Consider the following 21,187-nt stretch of genomic DNA (forward strand, 5'->3'; position numbering starts at 1 on the left):
TCAGCGTAGATCAGCGCAGTGGCAGGTCGACGCGTACCAGCCACCCGCCGCCGTCCTGCCCCGCCCGTGCCTCGCCGCCGAGCAGCGCCGCCCGCTCCCGGATCCCGCGCAGCCCGCGGCCGCCACCCGCGCCGGCCGCCGGGGCCGCCGCCCCGCCGCCCAATTGGTTGCGCACCTCCAGCCGCAACCGTGCCTGCTCCACGGCGATGCGTACCCGGACGTCGACCGGCCCCGCGTGCCGCAGGACGTTGGTGAGCGCCTCCTGGAGCATCCGGTAGCCCTCGCGGGAGATGGGCCCGGGCACGTCCTCCAGCGGCCCGGTCACCTCGGCGTCGACCCGCGCACCCGAGGACCGCGCGGATTCCAGCAAGCGGTCCGCCTCGCCGAGCGCGGGACGGGGGCCGGCGGGCCGTCCCGTGTCCCGCAGCATGAGCAGCACCTGTTCCAGGTCCTCCAGCGCGGCCCGGCCGGTCTCCTCGATGGCCTCCAGCGCCCGGCCGGTGAACTCCGGGTCGGCGGCTGCCCGTGCGGCACCCGCCTGGACCACGGCCAGGGTCAGCGCGTGGCCGAGGGAGTCGTGCAACTCCTGTGCGATCCGGTTGCGTTCCAGCAGCCGCTCGGTGCGCTGCTCCAACTCCGACAGACGCTCCCTGACCGACGGCCCGAGCAGGCGGCGGGCGGCCTGGGCCATGAGGGCGCCCGCCGCGGCGGCCACCGCGAGCAGCACCAGCACGGGTACCGGGACGAGGAGGGCGTACCACCAATGGGACCCGGGAAGCGTCAGGAGCGAGTCGGTGACGCCGGGGCTCCCGGCGGCCGCCCCGGCCAGCGACAGCGAGAGCGCCGGCAACTGGTCCGACACCAGCCCGAGCGCGAGTCCCGCCTCCATGCGCAGCACCATCCAGGCACCCGTTCTGGCCCGGTCGCTCCATGAGGCGGACGGCGCCGCGGAAACCCCCGGATCCTCCTCGCTCCGCACTCGCGCGTGCGGTCCGGGGAACAGCATCAGCCGTGCCTGGAGCCCCTCCGCGCGGCGCATCGAGGGCACCATGGCCGCTGCCAGGACCAGCGGGACGGGAAGCACCGCGATCAGTGCCCAGTCGCCGGGCGTCGGCTTGACCAGGCCTGGATAGACCATCGCGCAGACGATCGGCACGATCGCCCCCACCACCAGATGGAGCCAACGGGTGTAGGTGACCGCACGGGTCAGCGGCGACAGCAGGCCAGGCATGCCGCCATCCTGGCAGAGCGGGCGGAACCGTCGGCTCCCCCGCACGGGGGAGGCGGTCTCCTCCCGCGGGGGAGGCCAGGCACCCGCCCGCGCGGCCACGCTGAAGCCATGAACAGCATCCAAGTGCGAGGCCTCACCAAGGAGTACGGCGGCACCCGGGCCCTCGACCGTCTGACGTGCACCATCGAACCGGGCCGGGTCACCGGGTTCCTCGGCCCCAACGGCGCCGGCAAGTCCACCACCATGCGGCTCGTCCTCGGCCTCGACCGTCCCACCGCCGGCTCCGCCACCGTGGGCGGCCGCCCCTACACGGCCCTGGGCGAGCCCCTGCGCACCGTCGGCGCGCTGCTGGACGCGCAGGCGGCCCACGGTTCCCGTACCGCCCGCGACCAGCTGCGTTTCCTCGCCGTCAGCAACCGCATCCCGGCCCGCCGCGTGGACGAGGTGCTCCAGGAGACCGGTCTCGCCTCCGTGGCCGGCCGCCGCATCCGCACCTTCTCCCTCGGCATGCGCCAGCGCCTCGGCGTCGCCGCCGCGCTCCTCGGGGACCCGCCCGTGCTCATGCTGGACGAACCCGCCAACGGCCTCGACCCGGAAGGGATCGTCTGGATCCGCGAGTTGCTGCGACGGCTGGCTGGGGAAGGCCGCACGGTCCTGGTCTCCAGCCACCTGATGAACGAGACCGCGGCCTTCGCCGACCATCTCGTCGTGCTCGGCCGGGGCCGGCTCCTCGCCGACACCCCCATGGAGGACTTCATCGAACAGCGCAGCCACCCGCGCGTCCGGGTGCGGGCCGGCGCTCCCGCCCGGCTGCGGGCCGCGCTGCTGGCCGAGGGATACACGGTGGCGGAGGGAGACGGGGGCCCGCTGGTGGTCGAAGGCGCCAGAGCCGAGCAGGTCGGAGCCGTCGCCGCCCGCGAAGGCATTCCGGTCCTCGAACTCTCCGACGAACGGGCCTCCCTGGAGCAGGCCTATCTCGCCCTCACGACCGGCGAGGCCGAGTTCGCCGCCGCGGCCGCCGTCTCCCCGACCACCGCGCAGGAGGTGTGACCATGTCCGTCACAGCCGTTCTCCACTCCGAGTGGATCAAGATCCGGTCGGTCCGGGCGAGCTTCGGCTCGCTCGTCGCGGTCTTCGCCGCCACCCTGGCCATCACCCTGCTCGTCTACTCCACCGTGGGCCAGGCGGAGGCGAAGGGCGGCGAGGACCCACTCTTCGGCGCTTTCTACGCGATCAACTTCGCGCAGATCGCCGCCATCGCCTTCGGGGCCACCGCCGTCTCGTCCGAGTACGCGAGCGGGGCCCTGCGGGTCTCCCTGTCGGCCGTGCCGCGGCGGGGCCTGTTCTGCGTGGCCAAGACGGCGGTCGTGGGTGCCGCCGCCCTCGCCGTGGGGCTCGTGACCGGGTTCGCCACCTTCCTTGTGGGCCAGGCGTTCCTGGGGGAGTACGCCATCGGCCTCGGCTCACCGGAAGCGCTGCGGGCCTGCGTCGGCGCCGGGATCTACCTCGCGCTGATGGCCCTCCTCGCCGCAGGACTCACCTTTCTGCTGCGCAGCGCCGTCGCGGTGATCAGCCTGCTCATCCCGTTCATCCTGATCGTGTCCTTCGTGGTCGGGGACGTCGCCGACGGTGCCTCCCGCTATCTGCCGGACCGGGCCGGACAGCAGATCCTGCACCAGGAGGCGGCGGGCGGCCTCGGACCCTGGACGGGCCTCGCGGTGACGGCGCTGTGGGCGGCGTCGGCGCTGCTGGCCGGCTGGTGGGCGGTGCGCCGGCGCGACGCCTGACACCCTGGCCCGGGGTCCTCGACCGCCGGGCCACTCAGAACGCAGCAGTGCCCCGCGACCGTTCATCCCGGTCACGGGGCACTGTCGTCCTACGTGGCATCCAGGCCGGTCCTGGAGGTGGGCGTCAGTTCGGCCGGTGGTGGAGCCAGGGCGGCCCGTAGGTCGTGCTCGGTGATCTGGTCGGCGGGGCGGTGGAGTGTCCAGCGGTGGGCCTCGCCGTCCATGGCCAGCACGGTGACGACGGTTTCCAGCGGTGGATGGCCGGGTTCGGTGTACGTGAATTGGCGGATGATGACGGCGGTGTCGTCATCCAGGCTGAGCAGGGCGCGCACGCCGTCCCTCAGCTCGCGGAGGTGCGGGCACAGCCCGGAGGTTGCTGGGTGCGGTTGCGGTGGCATGGGGATACTCCCTGGTTCCGTCACTCTGGTGGTGTGCGGGTGATGGCCTGGTCCCAGACGGGTGCCCTGAGGGGAGGCCGGGCAGCGCGGTCTTGTCTGGTCACGGTCGCTTGCCAGATGGCGAGGAGCAGCAGGGTGCCTGCTTCGGCCAGGATGCTGAGCAACGCCTGTGGGGCAGGCTGCAGACCGTGTTCGGTGAATCCGAACACGCCCACGGTGCGTGAGGCGGCGAAGCCGCCGAGGGCGCCCAGCGCCACACCGGCGGCGGCCACCCTCAGCAGCGGCGGCATCCCGATCAGCAGCAGCGCGGCGACCGCGAAGGAGACGCTGGCCTGGAGCAGGAACAGGGGACCTACGACGTGGACGAAGCGGTATTCGTCGGCGTAGAGCCGGGCGTGGATGTATCCGCTCCCGGCGAGCGTGGCGGCGGTCCCCACACGGGTGGCCGGCGCGAGGAGTCCTCCGACGGTCATGCCAGCCTCTCATCCTTGATCGCCAGCTCCCGGTCACCCTGCCGGTAGCCCACGCTGCGGATGCCCAGTGCGTCCTTGAGCTGCCGGGCGGGCACGACCTGCGGAGTCGGGGCGGGGGCCCGTCCCGGCTTCGGCAGCGGATAGGCCGTGGTGGTGGCGGAGTGGAAGGTGATGTTGCCCTCCGTCTTGGCGAACAGCTGGTGGACATGCCCGTTGAGACAGGTGACGGAGGAGAAGCGGCGCAGCAGCGCGATGACACGGAGCGCGTCGTCCGTACTCCAGCCCCACCGCGGGTACATGGCGAACAGCGGGATGTGACTGAAGACCACGATGGGCGTGTCCGAGGACAGTCCCCTGAGGTCCCTGCGGACGAACTCGATCTGCTCCTCGCCGAGATGGCCGAGCTTCTCCAGGCTCAGGGTGTTGACCAGGGCGACGAAGTGCACGCCGTGCGTGTCGAAGCTGTACCAGCCTTCGCCGAGCGTGCCCTTGCCGAAGGTCTGCCGGTAGGCGCGTCCTGCGTCCCCGATGGAGTCGTGCTCGCCGGGCACCGTGAAGACACGGTCGGTCCGCATCCCCGTCATCATCTGCCTGACCTGGTCGAACTGCGAGGACGTGGAGAGATGGGTCAGATCCCCGCTGTGCATCACGAAGTCGGGCCGGAAACCGAGCGAGTTGACCTGGCGGATCGCCTCGGTGAATGACCCGGCCACGTCCATGTTCGCGGGCCCCTGGAAGCCGATGTGGCTGTCGGAGACCTGCACGAACCGCAGCACGCCGTTCGCGGTCGTGCCGCTTCCCGCAGCCGCGGCCTCGGCGGCGGTGTCCCGGGAGCCGGCGATGTGGCTGATCACCTCTCCACCGGCCACGGTCAGCGCCACGGCTCCGCCGAACCACCCCGCGTGCCGGATGAGTTGACGCCGGGACATGCCGTGTTCGCGGGCGGGCTGCTCGGTGCCACCGGCCGACGCTCCTTGGTGAGGTTCGTGGTACTCGGTCATCAGGTCACCTCCACGGTGGCGGTCATGAAGGGATGGATGGTGCAGAGGTAGTGGTAGGTGCCGGATTTGGTGAACTTGTAGCGGTAGGTGGCATGGGTGGCGAGGCCGGCCGAATGCAACGGACCACCCGTTCCGGAGCTGGTGACGGTATGGGCTTCAGTGTCCTGATTGGTCCAGGTCACCGTCGTGCCCGCTTTGACCTTCAGCGTGGCTGGGGAGAACGCGAAGTTCTTGATCGCCACGGCGTTCCCCGACACCGGCGCGGCCGACGTGCCGGTGCTCGGGGGGTTCATGGGCATGCTCATACTGGGCGTGGGTGAGGCGCCGGGAGCGGCGCCCGTCGCGTTTCCCGGTTTGGAGGCGCCGGGCATGCCGGCCGTCCGGTGCTGCCCCTGTCCCGGTGTGATGGCGCCGGAACCGGTGGATGAGGGGTGCGGCGACTGGCCGCATGCGCTCAGGAGCCCCAGCGTGCCGGCGGTGGCGATGGTGGCGACGGCGAGCCCAGCCGCAACGCGTGATCGCCGGCCTGGTGTACGAAGGTGCGGGTGCATGCTGTTCGTTCCTCACGGTCAGGTTGAGATGGGGAATGTGTCGGCCGAGTGCACGCAAACGAAGTGAAGTCACCGGCGGCATACGGCAGTTCCGCGTCCGCGAGCCGAGGGTGGCTCGGGGTGTGGGCGAGATGTGCCGCGTATGTCGGCTCTTGTCTGACTCCACGGGCGGCGGGGGTAGTGCGGTTCGGTCGATGCGCACCTTTTGTGACATTTCCTTTGGGTCGCCGCGGACTGGCCGACCCTCAGGGCGTTCCGCACGCGCGGCCCTGACGATACTCACGGAGAGTTACCGCTTCTAGGTGGTGCATCACAAGACAAAGTAGTAAATATGCGCAATGATCATCTTATGCCCTGGAGTTCCCGAAAACGTGGCCCGAGGGTCGATCCGGATCGCTCCGCGGACCGTGTCTCTGGTAGAGGGACCCTTTCGACCACGGACGAGGAACTGCTGCGCACCCTGTATGCCGAGCACGCGGGCCCCCTGTTCCACTACGCGCTTCGGCTGACCTCAGGAGACCGGCAATGGGCGGAGGATGTCGTGCAGGAGACGTTGCTGCGGGCGTGGCAGCATCCCGCCGCGTTCGACCCCGCACGAGGCCCGGCCCGGGCATGGCTGTTTACGGTCGCCCGGCGCCTGGTCATCGACGCCCACCGGGCCCGGCAGGCCAGGCCGGCCGAGGCCGGCGGCGACGCGCTGGAGCGGGCCGCCGAGCAGACACCGGGAGAGGACGAGATCGAGCAGGCGCTGCAGAGCTGGGCGATGGCCGACGCCGTCCGGACGCTGTCCCCGGATCACCGCGCGGTCCTGCTGGAGACGTACTACCGGGGCCGGACCATGGCGGAGGCCGCACAGGTGCTGGGAATTCCGCTGGGCACCGTGAAGTCGCGGACGTACTACGCCCTGCACGCCCTGCGACTGGCGCTGCGGGAGCGGGGCGTCGAGCCATGACGGTGGCATGGAGGAGGTGGTGACCATGAGCGCGGAACACGACGCACTCCGGCTGGCGCTGGGAGGATACGTCCTGGGCACGCAGTCCCCGACGGAAAGGGAGCAGGTGCGCGCCCACCTCGCGGTGTGCGACGAGTGCCGGGAGGAGCACGCCGAGCTGGCGGGCCTGCCGGCGCTGCTCGCGACGGTCACCGAAGCCGAGGCCGCGGACCAGGCGGTGCCCGCGGCCAGCAGGGACCTGACCGATCGGCTGGTGCGGCGGGCCGTCGAGAGCACACCGGCCTCGCCTCCGGCGCCTTCCGACGTGCCCGCGGCCCCTCAGGCGCCCGAGGCCGGTCTCCTCGACCGGATGCTCCAGCGGGCCGCGGCCAGGCGCCGCAGGACCTGGAGGCTGCAATGGGCCGGCGCCGCCGCCTCCCTGATGCTCACCGCGGGAGCGGTCGGCGGCACCTGGCTGGCGACCATCGGGTCCGTGGGCAGTGAGGCGACGCCGCCCGGACCGACCACGCCGGCTCCGTCGCGCACCTTCTCCGGACATGATCCCGCCACCGGCGTCACCGCCTCGGTGAAGGTCTCGCCCTCGGCCTGGGGCAGCGCCCTGCAGGTCTCCGCCAAGGGGGCGCCCGCCGGGATCACCTGCCGGCTGCAGGCGGTCGGGCCGGGCGGCGTCAGGGCGGACGGCGCCACCTGGCGGGCGGGCGAGTACCCTTCCGGCACCACGGTCCCGGGGGCGGTCCCCATGTCTCCGGGTGCCATCGAGCACTTCGAGATCGTCGCCGGCAACGGTCAGAAGCTGGTCACGGTCCGGGCGTGAGATCGCCAGGAGTCCGCCCGACCCTGCGTCGGGCGGACTCCTGGCGTACCGGACCACGGTCGTTCACGGGACTTCCGCCCGCTCTCCTTCTGCGGCTGCCACGGCAGTGGGACCGGTCGCCCTCGCCGTCGGTTGTCGCGAGGGGGCCGGTCCTCGGTCGGCCGACTTGACGCGTGAGCGGGCAGCCGGGCGTGCACGCTCCCGGTGGCCGGTCGCCAACGGCCGGCGCCCTCGGCTCTCCTGGTCACGGCGAGCGAGCTCAGCCCTCCGCGGGCCTTGACCTGACCCACAAGAAGTGGAGCAAAAGGCGCGGATTGCTCGAACCGTTCGGCGTGTGCCGTCCGTGGAAATGAATGAAGGCTCCCCTGCAGGATCCGGCATAGCGACCGCTCTTCGAATGTGTTGGCGGTCACCCACGTTCCGGTCTCCGTACATCCACAGAAGAGTCAGAAGGCCATGTTCGTAACCGATTCCCCCCGCCCGAGCTCACTGCTCTCCCGGCGCTGCCGCCACGAGGCGCTGCTCACTCTGCCCGCGCGGGAGGAGCACGTCTCCTCCGCTCGCCACTTCGCGGCCGATCTGCTGGAGACCTGGCGAGTTCCCGAGAGCGAGCGGGACTCCGCCGTTCTCATCGTCGACGAACTCGCGGCCAACGCGGCCCAGTACGGCCGCGAGCGCATGACCCTGCTGCTCGTCCTCGATCACGGCACCCTGAACATCGTGGTCAGTGACTCCGGAACGGCCGTGGAGCGCCCCCGCCCCGACATCGCCCCGGACGAGCACGGCCGCGGCACAGGCATCGTCCGGTACCTCGCACAGTCGACCGAGGTCCACCAGACGCGCAGCGGCCGCGAAGTCCGCGCCTGCCTGAGGTGCTCGGCGTGATCGGCCCCGGATTCCCGTGCGAGCCGCCGCCCCAGGCCGGGCCCTGCGCGACGGCGACGCGGCGGCTGCCGGTCACCGGGGGCCGTCTCGACGCAGGGTCCACCGACGACGCCCCTGAGTGGGCCTTCGCGCCCCACAATCCGTGCCCCGTCGACGGCTGTCCGGGTCCGGCCCGGGTGCCCGTGCGGTCCCCGGCGGCCCCACTGGTCCTCGATCGCGGCGGCCTGGACCACGACACGGTGCTGCGCACACGGTGTGGCGTCCGCCTCGGCGTGCCGGGGGAAGGCGTCACCCCGGACACCGGCGAGGAGATCGACGCTCCGTCCCCGCATGAGGCGTACGCGAACGCGCCCGACCTGCGCCGCGAAATGCACCAGGTACTCGCCCTCGGGGCCGAGCGCGACGGCCGGCAGGCCAGGACCGTCACCGGCCCGCCGGTCGACGCCGCCGTCGCCGAGCGCGCCTGGCTGCTGCGGCGGGCAGCCCTCATGGACCGTATGGCTCTGGAAAGCCCCGGCCCCTGCCCCGGCCCGGTCGGTGCCGCCGCACAGACCGCCGCGGAGCTCGTGCTGCACGACCGCCGCCGGCCCGGCCTGGTGGTCGGGCCGCACCAGCCCGACGCGATCGCGCGCGGCACAAGTCGCCGCCCCTACGTCCGTCAGGAATACGCCGCCTGGGAGTCCGCGGGGCGGCCCGGCGCCTGACCCGCCCCCGGGCGGCTTTATTTGCGTATCGACGCAATGACCGGCACACTACCTGTCGGCACCCGCCTGTCGCGCCGTGCGCGAGGCCCGTGCTCCCCGACGGAACGCATGGCTGAACGGAGGCACTCGTGGACATCGACCCACCCAGTCCGAGCGGCCTCTCCGGCAGTCTCTGACCGCCACCCCGGTCGTCCGCTTTCTTCTTTTTATTCTCTTTCTTCCCTCTTCTTTTCTTCCTTCTCTTTTCGCCGCTTTCTCGCCGTACCCTGTCATGCCGGCCCTGGTCCGAGCGCCGCCGCGTCGCGGTGTGCTCGCACCAGGGCGTCCATGTGCCGAAGTCCGGGTGGAGCGCGGTTGGAGGTGCCTGTGATGTCGTTCCGGACGAGTGTGCCCGCCTCGCGGTCGCGGACCTCGCTCCCCGCCCGGTTCGCCGGCGGCCTCACCCGCATGACCTGGGTGGACCTGGTCGTCGCCGCCGCGGTGGTGGTGCTGCTGTACGTCACCCTGCGGGTGGGGAAAGGGGTCACGCTCTCGTTCTCCACCAGCCAGTCGGCGAAGGTGGACACCGGCATCGGTCAGCTGCCCTACGACGCGGCCCGCTCGCTGCTGCGCATGTGCGTCGCCCTGGTCCTGTCCACGGCGTTCACCTTCGTCTACGCCTACGCCGCCGCCAAGAGCCGCCGTCTGGAACGGATCCTGATCCCGGCGCTGGACATCCTCCAGTCCGTACCGGTGCTGGCGTTCCTGACCGTGGCGGTGACCGGGTTCGTCGCCCTGTTCCCGGGCTCGATGCTCGGCCTCGAGTGCGCCGCGATCTTCGCGATCTTCACCTCCCAGGCGTGGAACATGACGTTCGGCTTCTACCACTCCCTCACCTCGCTGCCCCGCGAACTGGACGAGCTGTCACGGTCGTTCGGCTTCACCCGGTGGATGCGGTTCTGGAAGGTGGAACTGCCCGCCGGGATGATCGGCCTGGTCTGGAACGGCATGATGAGCTTCGGCGGCGGCTGGTTCTTCCTCGTCGCCTCCGAGGCGGTCACCCTCGGCCACACCGACTACGCCCTGCCCGGCGTCGGCTCCTACGCCGGGGCCGCGATCGCCGACGGCGACCTGGCCAAGGTCGGCTGCGCGATCCTCACCATGGCGGTCATGGTGATCGGGGTGAACTTCCTCTTCTGGCGGCCGCTGACCGCCTGGGCGGAGAAGTTCAAGATCGAGCAGTCCGAGGCCAGCGAGGTGCAGCGGTCGGTCGTCCTGGACTTCCTGCGCCGCTCCGACTGGCCCCGGCTCGCCGGCCGCCTGCTGCGCCCGGCCGGCCGGGCGCTCAGCCGGGCCGGGAGCGTATTCGGCACCGACGACCGGCCGCTCGTGGTGCAGCACGGCAGGCGGCGCGCGGGGGACGTCGCCTTCGGCCTGGTGGCGGGCGGCCTGATCGTCTGGGGCCTGGTCGACCTCTGCCTCTACCTGTACGACCGCACCGGCCTGGGCGTGTTCGGCGAGCCGCTGCTGCTCGGGCTCGCCACCCTCGCCCGCGTCGTCGTCCTGGTCGCCGTGGCCACGGTGGTGTGGGTGCCGATCGGCGTGAAGATCGGTTTCTCGCCCCGGCTGACGAGGATCGCCCAGCCGGTGGTGCAGGTGCTGGCGTCCTTTCCGGCGAACTTCCTCTTCCCGCTCGCGGTGTGGTTCTTCCTCCGGACCGGTCTGAGCATAGACATCGGCGGCATCTTCCTGATGGCCCTGGGCGCCCAGTGGTACATCCTGTTCAACACCATCGCCGGAGCCATGGCCATCCCCACCGACCTGCGCGAGGCCATGGACGACCTCGGGGTGAGCGGCTGGCAGCGCTGGCGGCGGCTGATCATCCCCGGCATCTTCCCCGCCTACGTCACCGGCGGCATCACCGCCTCCGGCGGCGCCTGGAACGCCTCCATCGTCGCCGAGGTCGTCACCTTCGGTGGGGTCACGCTCACCGCCACGGGCCTGGGCGCCTACATCGCCCGCGCCACGGAGGAGGGCAACCATCCCCAGCTGATCGCCGGCGTCGTCGTGATGAGCGCCTACGTCGTCTGCCTCAACCGCTTCCTCTGGCGCCGCCTGTACCGGCTGGCCGAGGCCCGGTACTCCCTGTGATCCCGTTCCGTCCGCACCCCGGGCCCCATCCGTACCCCGCACTCCGCACCCCACAGCTTGGACATGCCATGGCGATGAACACCCTCCAGGTCACGAAGAACGACCGCCCGGCCGACGGCGAGCTGCTGCTGGAGACCGTCGGCCTGACGAAGTCCTACGCCGGCGCCGACGGTGAACTGCCCGTGCTCTCCGGCATCGACCTCCAGGTCCGCGCCGGTGAGGTCGTCGCGCTGCTGGGCAAGTCCGGCTCGGGCAAGTCGACGCTGCTGCGCTGCATGGCCGGACTCGTCCCGGCCAGTTCCGGCACCGTCAGCTACAAGGGCGCAGTGCTGACCGGCGCCAACCCCGGTACGGCGATGGTGTTCCAGACCTTCGCGCTGCTGCCCTGGCTGACCGTGCAGCAGAACGTCGAACTCGGCCTGGAGGCCAAGGGCGTACACCCCGTGGAGCGCACCGAGGCCGCCCGTCTGGCCATCGACCTGATCGGCCTGGACGGATTCGAGTCCGCCTACCCCAAGGAGCTGTCGGGCGGCATGCGCCAGCGCGTCGGCTTCGCCCGCGCGCTGGTGGTCGAGCCGGACGTGCTGATGATGGACGAGCCCTTCTCCGCGCTGGATGTGCTCACCGCGGAGAACCTGCGCGGCGAGCTGATGGAGCTGTGGGAGTCCGGCCAGTTCCCCACCCGGGCCATCGTGCTGGTCACCCACAACATCGAGGAAGCCGTCCTGATGGCGGACCGGATCGTGGTGCTCGGCTCCCGTCCCTACGGCACCATCCGGGAGGTCTTCGAGGTCGGGCTCGACCGGCCCCGCGACCGCAACTCCGCCGCCTTCGAGGACATGATCGACCGCGTCTACCGCACCATGACAGGCCGGCAGAAGGAGGGCCGCACCCCCGGCCGGCAGGAGCCGGCCGACCTGGAGAGGCGGACGGTGGCCAACACCCCGCTGCCGCAGGCGAGCGTGGACGGGCTGTCGGGTCTGGCGGAGCTGGTGCTGCACCGCGGCGGACGGTGCGACCTCGCCGACCTCGCCGACGACCTCGGCCTGGAGGTCGACGACCTCATGCCCCAGGTCGACGCCCTGGACCTGCTCGGTTTCGCCGGGTTCAGCGGTGACGACCTGCTGCTCACCGACACCGGCACCGCGTTCGCCGGGGCCGACGTCCAGGAGTCGAAGACCATCTTCGGCCGGGCGGCGATCCAGCTGCCGCTGGTCAAGGTGATCACCAGCAGCGTGCGCGGCAAGGCCGACGGCACCGCGCGGGCCGGGTTCTTCCGCGATCTGCTGGCCCATCACTACACCAGCGAGCAGGTCGACCAGCAGTTGGAGACGGCCACCGACTGGGGCCGCTACGGCGAGTTGTACGCCTACGACGCCGGGCCCGAGGAGTACCGCCGCGACGACACCGGTGACGCGGCCGGAGCCACGGGCACCCTGTAGACCGCCCGAGCACCGCGGGTCAGCCGCCTCAGGGGGTGCCGCCCAGGGCCGGACGGCGCGAGAGGGCCGGGCTGGTGGCGGTGGCCCGCCGGGGTGCGGGCGCGCTTTCCTCGCCGCCGGGGCCGCCGCCCTTCGGTCCGTCGCCCTCGGTGACCGCGAGGTGGGCGGCCTCCAGCAGGGGGCGTACCCCCGCGGCCTGGTAGTAGATGCGCGTGCCCTCTCGGCGTGTGGTCACCAGACCGGCCGACCGGAGTCTGGCCAAGTGCTGGGAGGTCGCGGCCACATGGGCACCCAGCATCCGTGCCAGCTCGCTCACCGGCTGCTCGCCGTGGCTGAGCGCCCACAGCAGCCGGTAGCGGGAGGGGTCCGCCACCGCCTTGAGCACCGCCACCGCCCGGTCCGCCGCCTCGGCGTCCCACCCCTGTGCTTGCGTATCCATGCAACTAGGGTACCGGCGGTTCCCCGGGCGGCTCCAACGCGGCGGGCCTCGCCCCGGCGGGCACGGTCTCCGGACGCCGGGGCCCGCGCCGCCACGGGACGGGCCAGGACAGGTTGAGGAACGCCTCGGCCTGGAGGGCGGCCAGGCTGATGCGGAGCAGGTCCCGGGCCGTGGGGTAGATCAGGAACCTCGGCTCCCACCGGGGCTGGAACTTGGCGTTGAACTTGTACAGCGACTCGATCTGGAACCAGCGGGAGAGGAACAGCAGCAGGCCGCGCCAGGCGCGCAGCGCCGGTCCCGCGCCCAGGCGTTCACCGCGGGCGAGGGCGGCGCGGAACATCGCGAAGTTCAGCGAGACCCGGCTGATGCCGAGGCCGGGGGCCTGCTGGAGGGCCTTGACGATGAGGAGTTCGTTCAGTCCGGGGTCGGCGGTGCGGTCGCGGCGCATCAGCTCCAGGGAGATCCCGTCCGGGCCCCAGGGCACGAAGTGCAGGACCGCGCGGATGTCCCCGCCCGGGGCGGAGGCGCCGGCGTCCGGCTCCTTGTGGGCGGTGACGACCACGCAGTCGCCGTCGCCGGCCTCGCCGAAGCGGCCGAGGGCCATGGAGAAGCCGCGCTCCACCTCGGTGCCGCGCCAGGCAGCCGCCGCCGCGCGGATCTGCTCCGTCTCCTGCTCGGACAGGTCCCGCACACGGCGGATGCGGCAGCTGTAGCCGCCCCGTTCGATGCGGTTGACCATCTGCCGGACATTGCGCATCGGCCGCCCGGACAGGGTGAAGGCCTCGGTGTCGACGACGGCCTCGTCGCCGATCTCCAGCGCGTTCAGACCGGCTTCGCGGGTCCACACCTCGCCGCCGGTCTCGCTGCACCCCATCACCGCGGGAACCCAGGCGTGACGGGCGGCGGTGTCCATGAACTCCTTGATGGCGCCCGGCCAGGCCTCCACGTCACCGATCGGGTCGCCGCCGGCGAGCATCACACCGGACACCACCCGGTAGGCGATCGCCGCCTTGCCGGTGGGGGAGAAGAGCACGTTCTTGTCGCGGCGCAGCGCGAAGTAGCCGAGCGAGTCCCGCTCACCGTGCCGTTCCAGCAGGGCGCGCAGCCGCCGCTCCTCGTCGTCGCCCAGCACGGGTACGGGTGTGAAGGGGCGCAGCGCGAGGTAGAGGGTGGTGGCCGCGGTCAGCAGGCCGAGCCCGGCGAGCGAGAAGTACACGAGGTCGGCGGTGCGCGCACTGGAGTAGTGCACGGGTCCCTCGATGCCGATCAGACCGTAGGCGACGTGCTGGATCCGGTCGGACAGCGGGGACGCGACGACCTTCCTGGGGTGCGCGCCGACGATCAGCAGTCCGGCGCCGAAGCTGAAGGCGCTCAGCAGGAGGAAGTTCCACACCGCCCGCCACCGGGTGCGTGGGTCGGACAGCGCGTAGAACTCCCGGCGGGCGACGAGCAGCAGCACGAGCAGCAGCACGGTGACGGCGCCGGGCACGTGCTGGTGCCAGCGCAGCAGTTGCAGGGCCGCTCCCGTGGGCAGCAGGATCATCACCGCCCGCCAGGCCCGCCGTTTGCGGCGCCGCAGGGCGTGGGCGAGCATCACCATCAGCACGCCCACGATCAGCGAGGCGGCGGTCGCCAGGGACGACACGGCCCCGGGCAGGGCCCCGGCCAGGGTCTGCACCCGTCCGTGCCGCATACGAGGGGAGATCGCCCCCGCGACGTCGAGCACGCCCACGAGCAGGCACAGGTAACCGGCCACGGCGGGCACACGGTGGTAGGCGGCGCGAAGACGGTTCCGCGAGGCGCCTTCGTCGGTGGTCACGGAGTCCTTCACGAGGGGCCAGCGTAGAGCCTGCTGAGCGGGTGTGACCACGGGCGGGGCTGGTGATCACATCTTTCCCCGGCGTGCTTCAATCAACGGATTGCGCAAGTGGGTGATGATGACGTCCCGCGCCGTGCGGGACCCGGGACGGCCTGCCGGGACGAAACGGGACGAACCGGGCGAGCCAGAGCGAAGGAGAGTCGCGATGGAGGTCGGGAGCAGGCTCAGGGAGCCGGGCGCCACGCGGGCGGCGGTCCTGCGCGCGGGACCGCGGCCGCGCACGGCGTTCGGTACGGTCCTGCGGCGGCTGGACTGGCCGCTGCTGGGTGCCGCGCTGGCGCTGTCCGTGCTCGGCGCGCTGCTGGTGTACTCCGCCACCCGCGGCCGTACCCAGTTGACGGGAGGCGACCCGTACGCCTTCCTGACCCGCCATCTGGTCAACCTCGCCATCGGGATCGCCCTGGCCGTCGGCACCATGTGGCTCGGCCCGCGCAGACTGCGGGACCTCGTCCCCGTCCTTTACGGCGTGACGCTCCTGCTGGTCCTCGCGGTACTGACTCCGATGGGCGCCACGATCAACGGGTCGCGCCGCTGGATCATGATCGGCGGGATGTCCATCCAGCCCGCGGAGTTCGTCAAGGTCGCCATCGTGCTGGCCATGGCCGTGCTGCTGGCCACCAAGGTGGACACGGGCGACCGGCGGAGCCCGGACAGCCGCAGCGTCCTGGAGTCCCTGGCGGTGGCCGGTGTGCCCGCCCTGCTGGTCCTCCTCACGCCGGACCTCGGGCAGTTCATGGGCATCGGGGTGATCGTGCTCGGGGTGCTGCTCGCCTCGGGTGCCTCGGCGCGCTGGGTCACCGGACTGCTCGCGGTCGGCGTCCTCGGTGCCCTGGCGGTGTGGCAGCTGCATCTGCTGGACCAGTACCAGCTCAACCGGTTCGCCGCGTTCGCCGATCCCGCCCTCGACCCGTCCGGGGTCGGCTACAACACCAGCCAGGCCAGGATCGCCATCGGGGCCGGCGGCCTGCTGGGCCAGGGGCTGTTCCACGGAGCGCAGACCACTGGGCAGTTCGTGCCCGAGCAGCAGACCGACTTCGTCTTCAGCGTGGCGGGGGAGGAGTTGGGCTTCCTGGGCGCCGGGGCGCTGATCGCCCTGCTCGGCGTGGTGCTGTGGCGCGCGCTGCGCATCGCCCGCGCCTGCCCCGACCTGTACGGAACGGTGGTCGCGGCCGGCATCGTGGCCTGGCTGGCCTTCCAGGCGTTCGAGAACATCGGCATGAACCTCGGCATCATGCCGGTCACCGGACTGCCGCTGCCCTTCGTCAGCTACGGCGGCTCGTCGATGTTCGCCGGCTGGGTCGCCGTCGGCATCCTCCAGGGCATCCGTCTGCAACGCCCGTTGTCCGCCTGACCCCGGCGCCTCAGCGCCGGCGACCGGGCCGGCGCAGCAGGGCCGTGCGCATCCGGCGTCCGCGGCCGTCCAGCGCCGCGCGGACCGCCGGTTCGCTGCGGGTGGCGGCGAGCAGGATCCCCACCGCGTACAGGGTGGCGATCAGTGAGCTGCCGCCGTAGGAGAACAGCGGCAGGGGTACGCCCGCCACGGGCACCAGGCCCAGGACGCCGCCGAGGTTGATGAAGCTCTGCGCCCCGAGCCAGGTGATGATGCCGCCGGCCGCCAGACGGACGAACGGGTCCTTGTGGCGGGCGGCGATGCGCAGGCCGCCCGCGAACAGCGCGGCGAACAGGGCCAGTACGGACAGGGTGCCGACCAGACCCAGCTCCTCGCCGGTGATGGCGAAGATGAAGTCGGTGTGCGGCTCGGGCAGTTGGCCCCACTTCTCCACGCTGGCGCCGATGCCGTTGCCGAACAGGCCGCCCGTCGACAGCGCGTAGAGGCCGTGCACCACCTGCCAGCACTGGTCGTTCGGGCCCGGGTCGCTCGCACCGAGGCAGGCGAACCGGGACACCCGGTGCGGCGCGGTCATGATCAGCAAGGTGGCCAGGAGTGCCGCGCCCGTCAGGGCGGCCCCGAAGAGCCGCGGCGGCGCACCGGCCAGCCACAGCAGACCGAACAGCACGGCGCACAGGATGACGGCGGTACCCATGTCCCCGCCGAGCATCATCAGTCCCAGCAGCAGCAGCGCACCGGGTACCAGCGGCACGAGCAGATGCTTCCACTGGTCCAGCAGCTTGTGCTGCTGCTTGCGGGCCAGCAGGTCCGCGCCCCACACCACGAACGCGACCTTGGCGAACTCGCTGGGCTGGAGCACGAACGGCCCGCCCAGGTCGAGCCAGTTGGTGTTGCCGTTGACGGTCCGACCCAGCCCCGGCACCTGCACCAGCGCCAGCAGCAGCACGGACCCGGCCAGCAGCGGGAAGGCCAGTAACCGGTGCGCCTTCACCGGCATACGGGCGGCCGGCAGCGCCAGCGCCGCGCCGATCACCGCGGCCATGATCTGCCGGCGCAGATAGTAGGTCGGCGGCAGACCGGAGCGCAGCGCCTGGATCTGCGAGGAGGAGAACACCATCACCAGCCCCAGGCCGGCGATCAGCGCGGCACTGCCCGCCACCAGGTAGTAGCCGGTGAGCGGCCGGTCCCAGGCCCGCCGCAGCCGCACGCGGGCGCGGTCGAGCGCGCTGTGTCCGGGCGTACGTCCCGCACGCCCGCCGCGCGGCCGGCCCGCCGCCTTGGGGGCCCGCCGCGGGGACGCCTTCTCCGGGGCCCGCGGCGGGGCCGGCCGGCGTTCGGGTGCCGCCTTGGCGCCCTGCGCGCCCGGCGCGCGCTTCTCCGCGCGGACACTCTGTGAATTGCGCATGTGCGCAACCGTAGAGGTACGGGAGTGCTCCCCATGAGTCCGGCGCTCCGACGCCGGTGGCGCATCGCCGCTTCGCGGGACGCGTATGTGGGCGCGCGGCCCCGGCCGCGCGGGACGAGTCGCCATGGTGATCGGCCGCCGTCCCGTCAGGAGCGCGGCGCGCGACGGCGCCGGAACGGGTTCCGGAAGCGCCGCGGTCCACGACGCGCGGCCCGTGACCCGCCGTCCAGGAGGAGGCGGGCGGTGCCCTCGGGGCCCAGGGGAGCGTGGCCGGGACGGCGCGACCAGAAGCGGGCCAGGTGGCGTTCCAGATCCTCCCGGCCGTCCTCCTCGGTGCGCGCGACCAGGACCGGGCCCTCCGCGCCCTCCGGGGCGCGCAGGTCGACGATGCGCCCCTCGGCGGTGAAGGCCGCGAACTCCCCGTCCGCCACGTCGATGGCCTCGAGGCCGGCCTCCGCGGCCGGAAGCGAGGGGAAGACGGCAAGTTCCTCGTCCCGGTCGAAGACCAGGACGAGGTCGGCAGGATGGTTCACGTGCCCATCCTCCCCGGTCGGGTCCCCAATTCGCCAGCCGGGCAAGGGGGATGGCGAAATCATGGGTCCGGGGGCACTTCGGCCCGGGGTCCGGGCGGGCGGGAGATCTGCTCGGGTCAACGATTGCGCAACCCGTAAACTGTCCCCATGGAACCTGGTGGTGGCGTGATGGGGCAGGATGCCGCGGTCCTGGTGGGCGGGCCGGCGGACGGGATGCGGGTCAAGGTCGCCGGGCGGCCGTGGGTGCTCCAGGTGGCGCTCCCCTGCCAGGCGGAGGCGCCGCGGGGCGACGCGCGCGTGGAGGCGGTCTACATCTACCGCCGCGACGCGCGCGCGAAGGGCGAGCCCCTGCGGTACGGATTCGACGCGGCCAGCCCCTGACCGCTCCCGCTCGGCCGGGGTGCGGGCCGGTCGCGTACCCCGTCGCGAAGGCCCCTCATCGACTGTTGCTACATTGCGCAACTGTACAACCATTGGGTGGGGTCAGTCGTCCCCTCTGTATGAGTACGACGGATGAGGGTGCGCGCATGACGACCAGCCACAAGACCGCTCCTTCGCGCCGCCGGAGCAGGGGAGTCCCGCCCCAGCGCCGGGGCGGTTCGCGCCGCGCCTCCCGCGGCAGCGGTGGACGCACCCGCGCACGCACCGCCCTGATCGTGGCGCTGTCCCTGCTGGTGCTCGGCACGGCGGGGGTTGGCTGGCTGTATCTGAAGCTCAACGGCAACATCAACACCTTCGGCGCCGACGGCCTGTCCGACGACCGGCCCGACGCCGGCTCGTCCAAGGGCGAGAACGTCCTGGTCATCGGTTCCGACGCGCGCGTCGGCGGCAACGACGCCCTCGGCGGCGGCAGCAAGGACGACATAGGCCGCTCCGACACCGCGTTCCTGCTGCACGTCTACGCCGACCACCAGCACGCCCTCGCCGTGTCCATCCCCCGGGACACCCTGGTCACCATCCCGCCCTGCAAGCTCCCCGACGGCAGCTGGACCGAGGCGCAGCCGAACACGATGTTCAACGCCGCGTACTCCGTGGGCGGCACCGCCGAGGGCAACCCCGCGTGCAGTCAGAACACCGTGGAGCAGCTCACCGGGCTGCGCGTGGACCACACCGTCGTCGTCGACTTCAAGGGATTCGCCGCGCTGACCGACGTGGTGGGCGGGGTGCCGGTGTGCGTGCCGCAGGACGTGTACCAGAAGGACCTCAACCCCAACCGGGCCACGCGCGGCTCCGTGCTGTTCACCAAGGGCGAGCAGACTGTCGCCGGGCAGAAGGCGCTGGACTGGGTCCGCATCCGGCACGGCATCGGCGACGGCTCCGACATAGGCCGGATCAAGCGCCAGCAGGCGTTCGTCGCCAGTCTCATCAAGCAGGTCAAGGCCGACGGGCTCACCCCGGGCAAGCTGCTGCCCCTCGCCGACGCCGCGACCAAGTCGCTCACCGTGGACCCCGGTCTCGGCTCGGCCGACAAGCTGCTGTCGTTCGCGCTGTCGTTGAAGAACGTGGACCTGCACAACACCAAGTTCGTCACCATCCCGTGGCGCTATCAGGGCGCGCGGGTGGCCATCGTGGAGCCGGACGCCTCGGAGCTGTGGGCCGCGCTCAGGGCCGACCGCACCATCGACGGCAAGGACGCCGGAGGCAAGAAGGGCAAGAAGGGCAAGGCGGGCGCCTCCCCGTCTCCCGACACCGGCCTGGGGAAGGGCATCGACGTCAGCGTCTACAACGGCACCACCACCCTCGGCCTCGCCACGCGGGGCGCCGCCACCCTCACCGGCCGCGGCTTCACCGTCACCTCCACGGGGAACGCGGGCAGCCAGAACCACGCCACCACCGTCATCCAGTACGGGCCCGGCCGGCAGGACCAGGCCGAGACGGTCGCCAAGCTCTTCCCCGGGGCCGAGCTCCAGGCACTGACCGGACCGGGCATCAACGTGGTACTGGGCGAGGACTTCGCGGCCGCCCCGGACGCGGCCTCGGCCGAGCCGACCTCCATGCCCACCTCGGTGGCGGCGGAAGCCCGCTCGGCCGACGACGACCTGTGCACCAACCTGTCCTACGGGTAGGCGGACACGCCGGCGCGGCGCCCTGTCCGCCCGGCCCGCCGACGGCGAAGGGCCGCACCCGCTGCTGCGGGTGCGGCCCTTGTGCCTTGCCTCAGTGCGTCAGGGACGCGGATCAGGCGGTGGCGGCTCCGCTGCCGGCCTTGCGGCGGCGCACCACGAACACGGCGCCCGCGCCGACGGCGACCGCGGCACCGCCCGCGAGCGCGATCATCGGCAGCGCCGAGCTGGAGCCGGTCTCGGCGAGGTGGCCCTCCGGGACGATCTGGTTGTCGCCGGCCGGCTTGACCGGCAGCGGCTTCTTGCCGCCCTGCGGCTTGGCGTCGCCCGGGTTGCCCTGCTTGGAGCCGGCGGCGAGGACGTCGAACTGGTAGGAGTCGTTGTCGCTGGAGTAGACGCAGTTGCCCTTGTCGTCGGCGTACATGCCGATGGAGATGGCGAAGCCCATGCCGGCCGGGGCCTTGTTGCCAATGCTCAGTCGCAGGTCGATGGAGAAGGACTCCTTGGCCTGGACGTCGGTGTAGCCGAGGTAGCCGGCGCCTTCGTCGCGCTCGTCCAGGGAGATGTCCACCCACTTGCCGGTGGCCGGGTCCTTGAACTGCAGCGTGAGGTAGCTGGTGTTGAACTCGAAGTTCTTCTCGTCGATCTGAGCGGCGAACACGCCGAGGTCGACGCGCTTGTAGGCGTTCTTACCGGAGTTCTTGACGTTCAGCTTGAAGTTGTGGAAGCCGCTGCCCGCGACGATCTTCGAGGGCAGGCCGGACAGGCTGGTGTGCAGGTTCTTGTCGAACTTCAGGTCGTCGGTGTCCTTGCACAGCTCCGGGTCCGGCGTGGGGGAGGCCGACGGAGAGGAGGTCACGGTCGCCGACGGGGTGGGCTTGGGTGAGTCGGTGGCGGACTCGTCCTCCGAGGGAGTCGACTCGGACGGGGTCGACTCCGCGTCCTCCGTGGGAGTCGACTCGGACGGGGTCGACTCCGTGTCGTCCGTGGGAGTCGACTCGGACGGGGTCGACTCCGTGTCGTCCGTGGGAGTCGACTCGGACGAGGTGACCGGGTCGTTGCCCGTCGCGAAGGCGGCGGGGGCCGCAAGAAGCACGGCCGGTGCGATGGCTGCCGTGGCTGCTGCGAGAGCCAAGGAGCGGCGAATCT

21 protein-coding genes are annotated in these 21,187 nt (G+C 71.8%); 11 read left to right on the forward strand and 10 right to left on the reverse strand.

Annotated elements, in window-relative coordinates; translation table 11 throughout:
• Positions 1-10: 10 nt before the first annotated feature.
• Positions 11-1,231 (reverse strand): sensor histidine kinase, encoded by a 1,221-nt coding sequence (locus tag CG719_RS28290; RefSeq protein WP_100571536.1) that lies wholly within the window; start codon positions 1,229-1,231, stop codon positions 11-13.
• A 108-nt stretch (positions 1,232-1,339) separates the two neighbouring features.
• Between CG719_RS28290 and CG719_RS28295 the strand changes: the two genes are divergently transcribed.
• Positions 1,340-2,281 carry an ABC transporter ATP-binding protein gene (locus tag CG719_RS28295; protein WP_100571537.1) on the forward strand — a complete coding sequence of 314 codons (942 nt, stop codon included), beginning with the start codon at positions 1,340-1,342 and terminating at the stop codon, positions 2,279-2,281.
• Positions 2,282-2,283: 2 nt separating this feature from the next.
• On the forward strand, positions 2,284-3,018 hold the full coding sequence (locus tag CG719_RS28300) for an ABC transporter permease subunit (RefSeq protein ID WP_199836814.1): 735 nt from the start codon (positions 2,284-2,286) through the stop codon (positions 3,016-3,018).
• An 89-nt stretch (positions 3,019-3,107) separates the two neighbouring features.
• Here CG719_RS28300 and CG719_RS28305 read toward each other — a convergent pair whose 3' ends face one another.
• From CG719_RS28305 to CG719_RS36785, 4 genes are read right to left on the reverse strand one after another with little or no spacing between them, the layout of a single operon-like run.
• A complete protein-coding gene (locus CG719_RS28305) occupies positions 3,108-3,416 on the reverse strand; it encodes a hypothetical protein (protein WP_100571539.1) in 309 nt (102 codons plus the stop codon).
• 20 nt (positions 3,417-3,436) lie between these two features.
• The gene (locus tag CG719_RS28310) at positions 3,437-3,889 is read right to left on the reverse strand and encodes a hypothetical protein (protein ID WP_100571540.1); all 453 of its coding nucleotides are present in this window, start codon (positions 3,887-3,889) and stop codon (positions 3,437-3,439) included.
• Positions 3,886-4,890 carry a metallophosphoesterase family protein gene (locus CG719_RS28315; protein WP_100571541.1) on the reverse strand — a complete coding sequence of 335 codons (1,005 nt, stop codon included), beginning with the start codon at positions 4,888-4,890 and terminating at the stop codon, positions 3,886-3,888. Before CG719_RS28315 ends, CG719_RS28310 begins: the two co-directional genes overlap by 4 nt.
• Positions 4,890-5,441, reverse strand: a complete 552-nt coding sequence (locus CG719_RS36785; RefSeq protein ID WP_234375798.1) for a plastocyanin/azurin family copper-binding protein — start codon at positions 5,439-5,441, stop codon at positions 4,890-4,892. Before CG719_RS36785 ends, CG719_RS28315 begins: the two co-directional genes overlap by 1 nt.
• A gap of 349 nt (positions 5,442-5,790) precedes the next feature.
• On the opposite strand from CG719_RS36785, the gene CG719_RS28325 reads away from it, so the two are divergent.
• The 6 genes from CG719_RS28325 to CG719_RS28350 all read left to right on the forward strand — a co-directional run bounded on the left by CG719_RS28325 (position 5,791) and on the right by CG719_RS28350 (position 12,368).
• Positions 5,791-6,393: a sigma-70 family RNA polymerase sigma factor gene (locus tag CG719_RS28325; RefSeq protein WP_100571543.1), complete on the forward strand. Its 603-nt coding sequence runs from the start codon at positions 5,791-5,793 to the stop codon at positions 6,391-6,393.
• A 25-nt stretch (positions 6,394-6,418) separates the two neighbouring features.
• Positions 6,419-7,207, forward strand: coding sequence for an anti-sigma factor (locus CG719_RS28330; RefSeq protein WP_100571618.1), 789 nt, complete (start codon positions 6,419-6,421; stop codon positions 7,205-7,207).
• Between the two features lie 456 nt (positions 7,208-7,663).
• On the forward strand, positions 7,664-8,092 hold the full coding sequence (locus CG719_RS28335) for an ATP-binding protein (RefSeq protein ID WP_100571619.1): 429 nt from the start codon (positions 7,664-7,666) through the stop codon (positions 8,090-8,092).
• Positions 8,089-8,796 (forward strand): hypothetical protein, encoded by a 708-nt coding sequence (locus CG719_RS36790; RefSeq protein ID WP_234375799.1) that lies wholly within the window; start codon positions 8,089-8,091, stop codon positions 8,794-8,796. Before CG719_RS28335 ends, CG719_RS36790 begins: the two co-directional genes overlap by 4 nt.
• 369 nt (positions 8,797-9,165) lie before the next feature.
• Complete coding sequence (locus CG719_RS28345; RefSeq protein ID WP_100571544.1) at positions 9,166-10,926, forward strand: ABC transporter permease; 1,761 nt, start codon at positions 9,166-9,168, stop codon at positions 10,924-10,926.
• A gap of 68 nt (positions 10,927-10,994) precedes the next feature.
• Positions 10,995-12,368, forward strand: a complete 1,374-nt coding sequence (locus CG719_RS28350) for an ABC transporter ATP-binding protein (RefSeq protein ID WP_100571545.1) — start codon at positions 10,995-10,997, stop codon at positions 12,366-12,368.
• 28 nt (positions 12,369-12,396) lie between these two features.
• Here CG719_RS28350 and CG719_RS28355 read toward each other — a convergent pair whose 3' ends face one another.
• Positions 12,397-12,807, reverse strand: a complete 411-nt coding sequence (locus CG719_RS28355) for an ArsR/SmtB family transcription factor (protein ID WP_100571546.1) — start codon at positions 12,805-12,807, stop codon at positions 12,397-12,399.
• A 4-nt stretch (positions 12,808-12,811) separates the two neighbouring features.
• A complete protein-coding gene (locus CG719_RS28360; RefSeq protein ID WP_442802752.1) occupies positions 12,812-14,626 on the reverse strand; it encodes a phosphatidylglycerol lysyltransferase domain-containing protein in 1,815 nt (604 codons plus the stop codon).
• Positions 14,627-14,831: 205 nt separating this feature from the next.
• Here CG719_RS28360 and rodA point away from each other — a divergent pair, with 205 nt between their 5' ends.
• The gene (gene rodA, locus CG719_RS28365) at positions 14,832-16,037 is read left to right on the forward strand and encodes a rod shape-determining protein RodA (protein WP_100571548.1); all 1,206 of its coding nucleotides are present in this window, start codon (positions 14,832-14,834) and stop codon (positions 16,035-16,037) included.
• A 10-nt stretch (positions 16,038-16,047) separates the two neighbouring features.
• Here rodA and ftsW read toward each other — a convergent pair whose 3' ends face one another.
• Both ftsW and CG719_RS28375 read right to left on the reverse strand, forming a co-directional pair.
• Positions 16,048-17,442 carry a putative lipid II flippase FtsW gene (gene ftsW, locus CG719_RS28370; protein WP_100571549.1) on the reverse strand — a complete coding sequence of 465 codons (1,395 nt, stop codon included), beginning with the start codon at positions 17,440-17,442 and terminating at the stop codon, positions 16,048-16,050.
• A 146-nt stretch (positions 17,443-17,588) separates the two neighbouring features.
• Positions 17,589-17,975: a hypothetical protein gene (locus CG719_RS28375; protein WP_100571550.1), complete on the reverse strand. Its 387-nt coding sequence runs from the start codon at positions 17,973-17,975 to the stop codon at positions 17,589-17,591.
• Between the two features lie 147 nt (positions 17,976-18,122).
• Here CG719_RS28375 and CG719_RS28380 point away from each other — a divergent pair, with 147 nt between their 5' ends.
• Entirely contained in the window at positions 18,123-18,356 is a 234-nt protein-coding gene (locus tag CG719_RS28380) for a hypothetical protein (RefSeq protein ID WP_199836815.1), read from the forward strand.
• Between the two features lie 146 nt (positions 18,357-18,502).
• Positions 18,503-20,041, forward strand: a complete 1,539-nt coding sequence (locus CG719_RS28385) for an LCP family protein (protein WP_100571552.1) — start codon at positions 18,503-18,505, stop codon at positions 20,039-20,041.
• Between the two features lie 112 nt (positions 20,042-20,153).
• Here the strand turns inward: CG719_RS28385 and CG719_RS28390 are convergent, their stop codons facing one another.
• Positions 20,154-21,173: an LAETG motif-containing sortase-dependent surface protein gene (locus CG719_RS28390; RefSeq protein WP_234375800.1), complete on the reverse strand. Its 1,020-nt coding sequence runs from the start codon at positions 21,171-21,173 to the stop codon at positions 20,154-20,156.
• Positions 21,174-21,187 lie beyond the last annotated feature (14 nt).

Source organism: Streptomyces sp. CB01373, assembly GCF_002803075.1.
Classification (GTDB): domain Bacteria; phylum Actinomycetota; class Actinomycetes; order Streptomycetales; family Streptomycetaceae; genus Streptomyces.

Bases quoted from the DNA above. Each gene is read 5' to 3' on its own strand.
- CG719_RS28290 (WP_100571536.1), bottom strand. From the start codon at position 1,231: ATGCCTGGCCTGCTGTCGCCGCTGACCCGTGCGGTCACCTACACCCGT.
- CG719_RS28295 (WP_100571537.1), top strand. From the start codon at position 1,340: ATGAACAGCATCCAAGTGCGAGGCCTCACCAAGGAGTACGGCGGCACC.
- CG719_RS28300 (WP_199836814.1), top strand. From the start codon at position 2,284: ATGTCCGTCACAGCCGTTCTCCACTCCGAGTGGATCAAGATCCGGTCG.
- CG719_RS28305 (WP_100571539.1), bottom strand. From the start codon at position 3,416: ATGCCACCGCAACCGCACCCAGCAACCTCCGGGCTGTGCCCGCACCTC.
- CG719_RS28310 (WP_100571540.1), bottom strand. From the start codon at position 3,889: ATGACCGTCGGAGGACTCCTCGCGCCGGCCACCCGTGTGGGGACCGCC.
- CG719_RS28315 (WP_100571541.1), bottom strand. From the start codon at position 4,890: ATGACCGAGTACCACGAACCTCACCAAGGAGCGTCGGCCGGTGGCACC.
- CG719_RS36785 (WP_234375798.1), bottom strand. From the start codon at position 5,441: ATGCACCCGCACCTTCGTACACCAGGCCGGCGATCACGCGTTGCGGCT.
- CG719_RS28325 (WP_100571543.1), top strand. From the start codon at position 5,791: ATGCCCTGGAGTTCCCGAAAACGTGGCCCGAGGGTCGATCCGGATCGC.
- CG719_RS28330 (WP_100571618.1), top strand. From the start codon at position 6,419: ATGAGCGCGGAACACGACGCACTCCGGCTGGCGCTGGGAGGATACGTC.
- CG719_RS28335 (WP_100571619.1), top strand. From the start codon at position 7,664: ATGTTCGTAACCGATTCCCCCCGCCCGAGCTCACTGCTCTCCCGGCGC.
- CG719_RS28345 (WP_100571544.1), top strand. From the start codon at position 9,166: ATGTCGTTCCGGACGAGTGTGCCCGCCTCGCGGTCGCGGACCTCGCTC.
- CG719_RS28350 (WP_100571545.1), top strand. From the start codon at position 10,995: ATGGCGATGAACACCCTCCAGGTCACGAAGAACGACCGCCCGGCCGAC.
- CG719_RS28355 (WP_100571546.1), bottom strand. From the start codon at position 12,807: ATGGATACGCAAGCACAGGGGTGGGACGCCGAGGCGGCGGACCGGGCG.
- rodA (WP_100571548.1), top strand. From the start codon at position 14,832: ATGGAGGTCGGGAGCAGGCTCAGGGAGCCGGGCGCCACGCGGGCGGCG.
- ftsW (WP_100571549.1), bottom strand. From the start codon at position 17,442: ATGCGCAATTCACAGAGTGTCCGCGCGGAGAAGCGCGCGCCGGGCGCG.
- CG719_RS28380 (WP_199836815.1), top strand. From the start codon at position 18,123: ATGGAACCTGGTGGTGGCGTGATGGGGCAGGATGCCGCGGTCCTGGTG.
- CG719_RS28385 (WP_100571552.1), top strand. From the start codon at position 18,503: ATGACGACCAGCCACAAGACCGCTCCTTCGCGCCGCCGGAGCAGGGGA.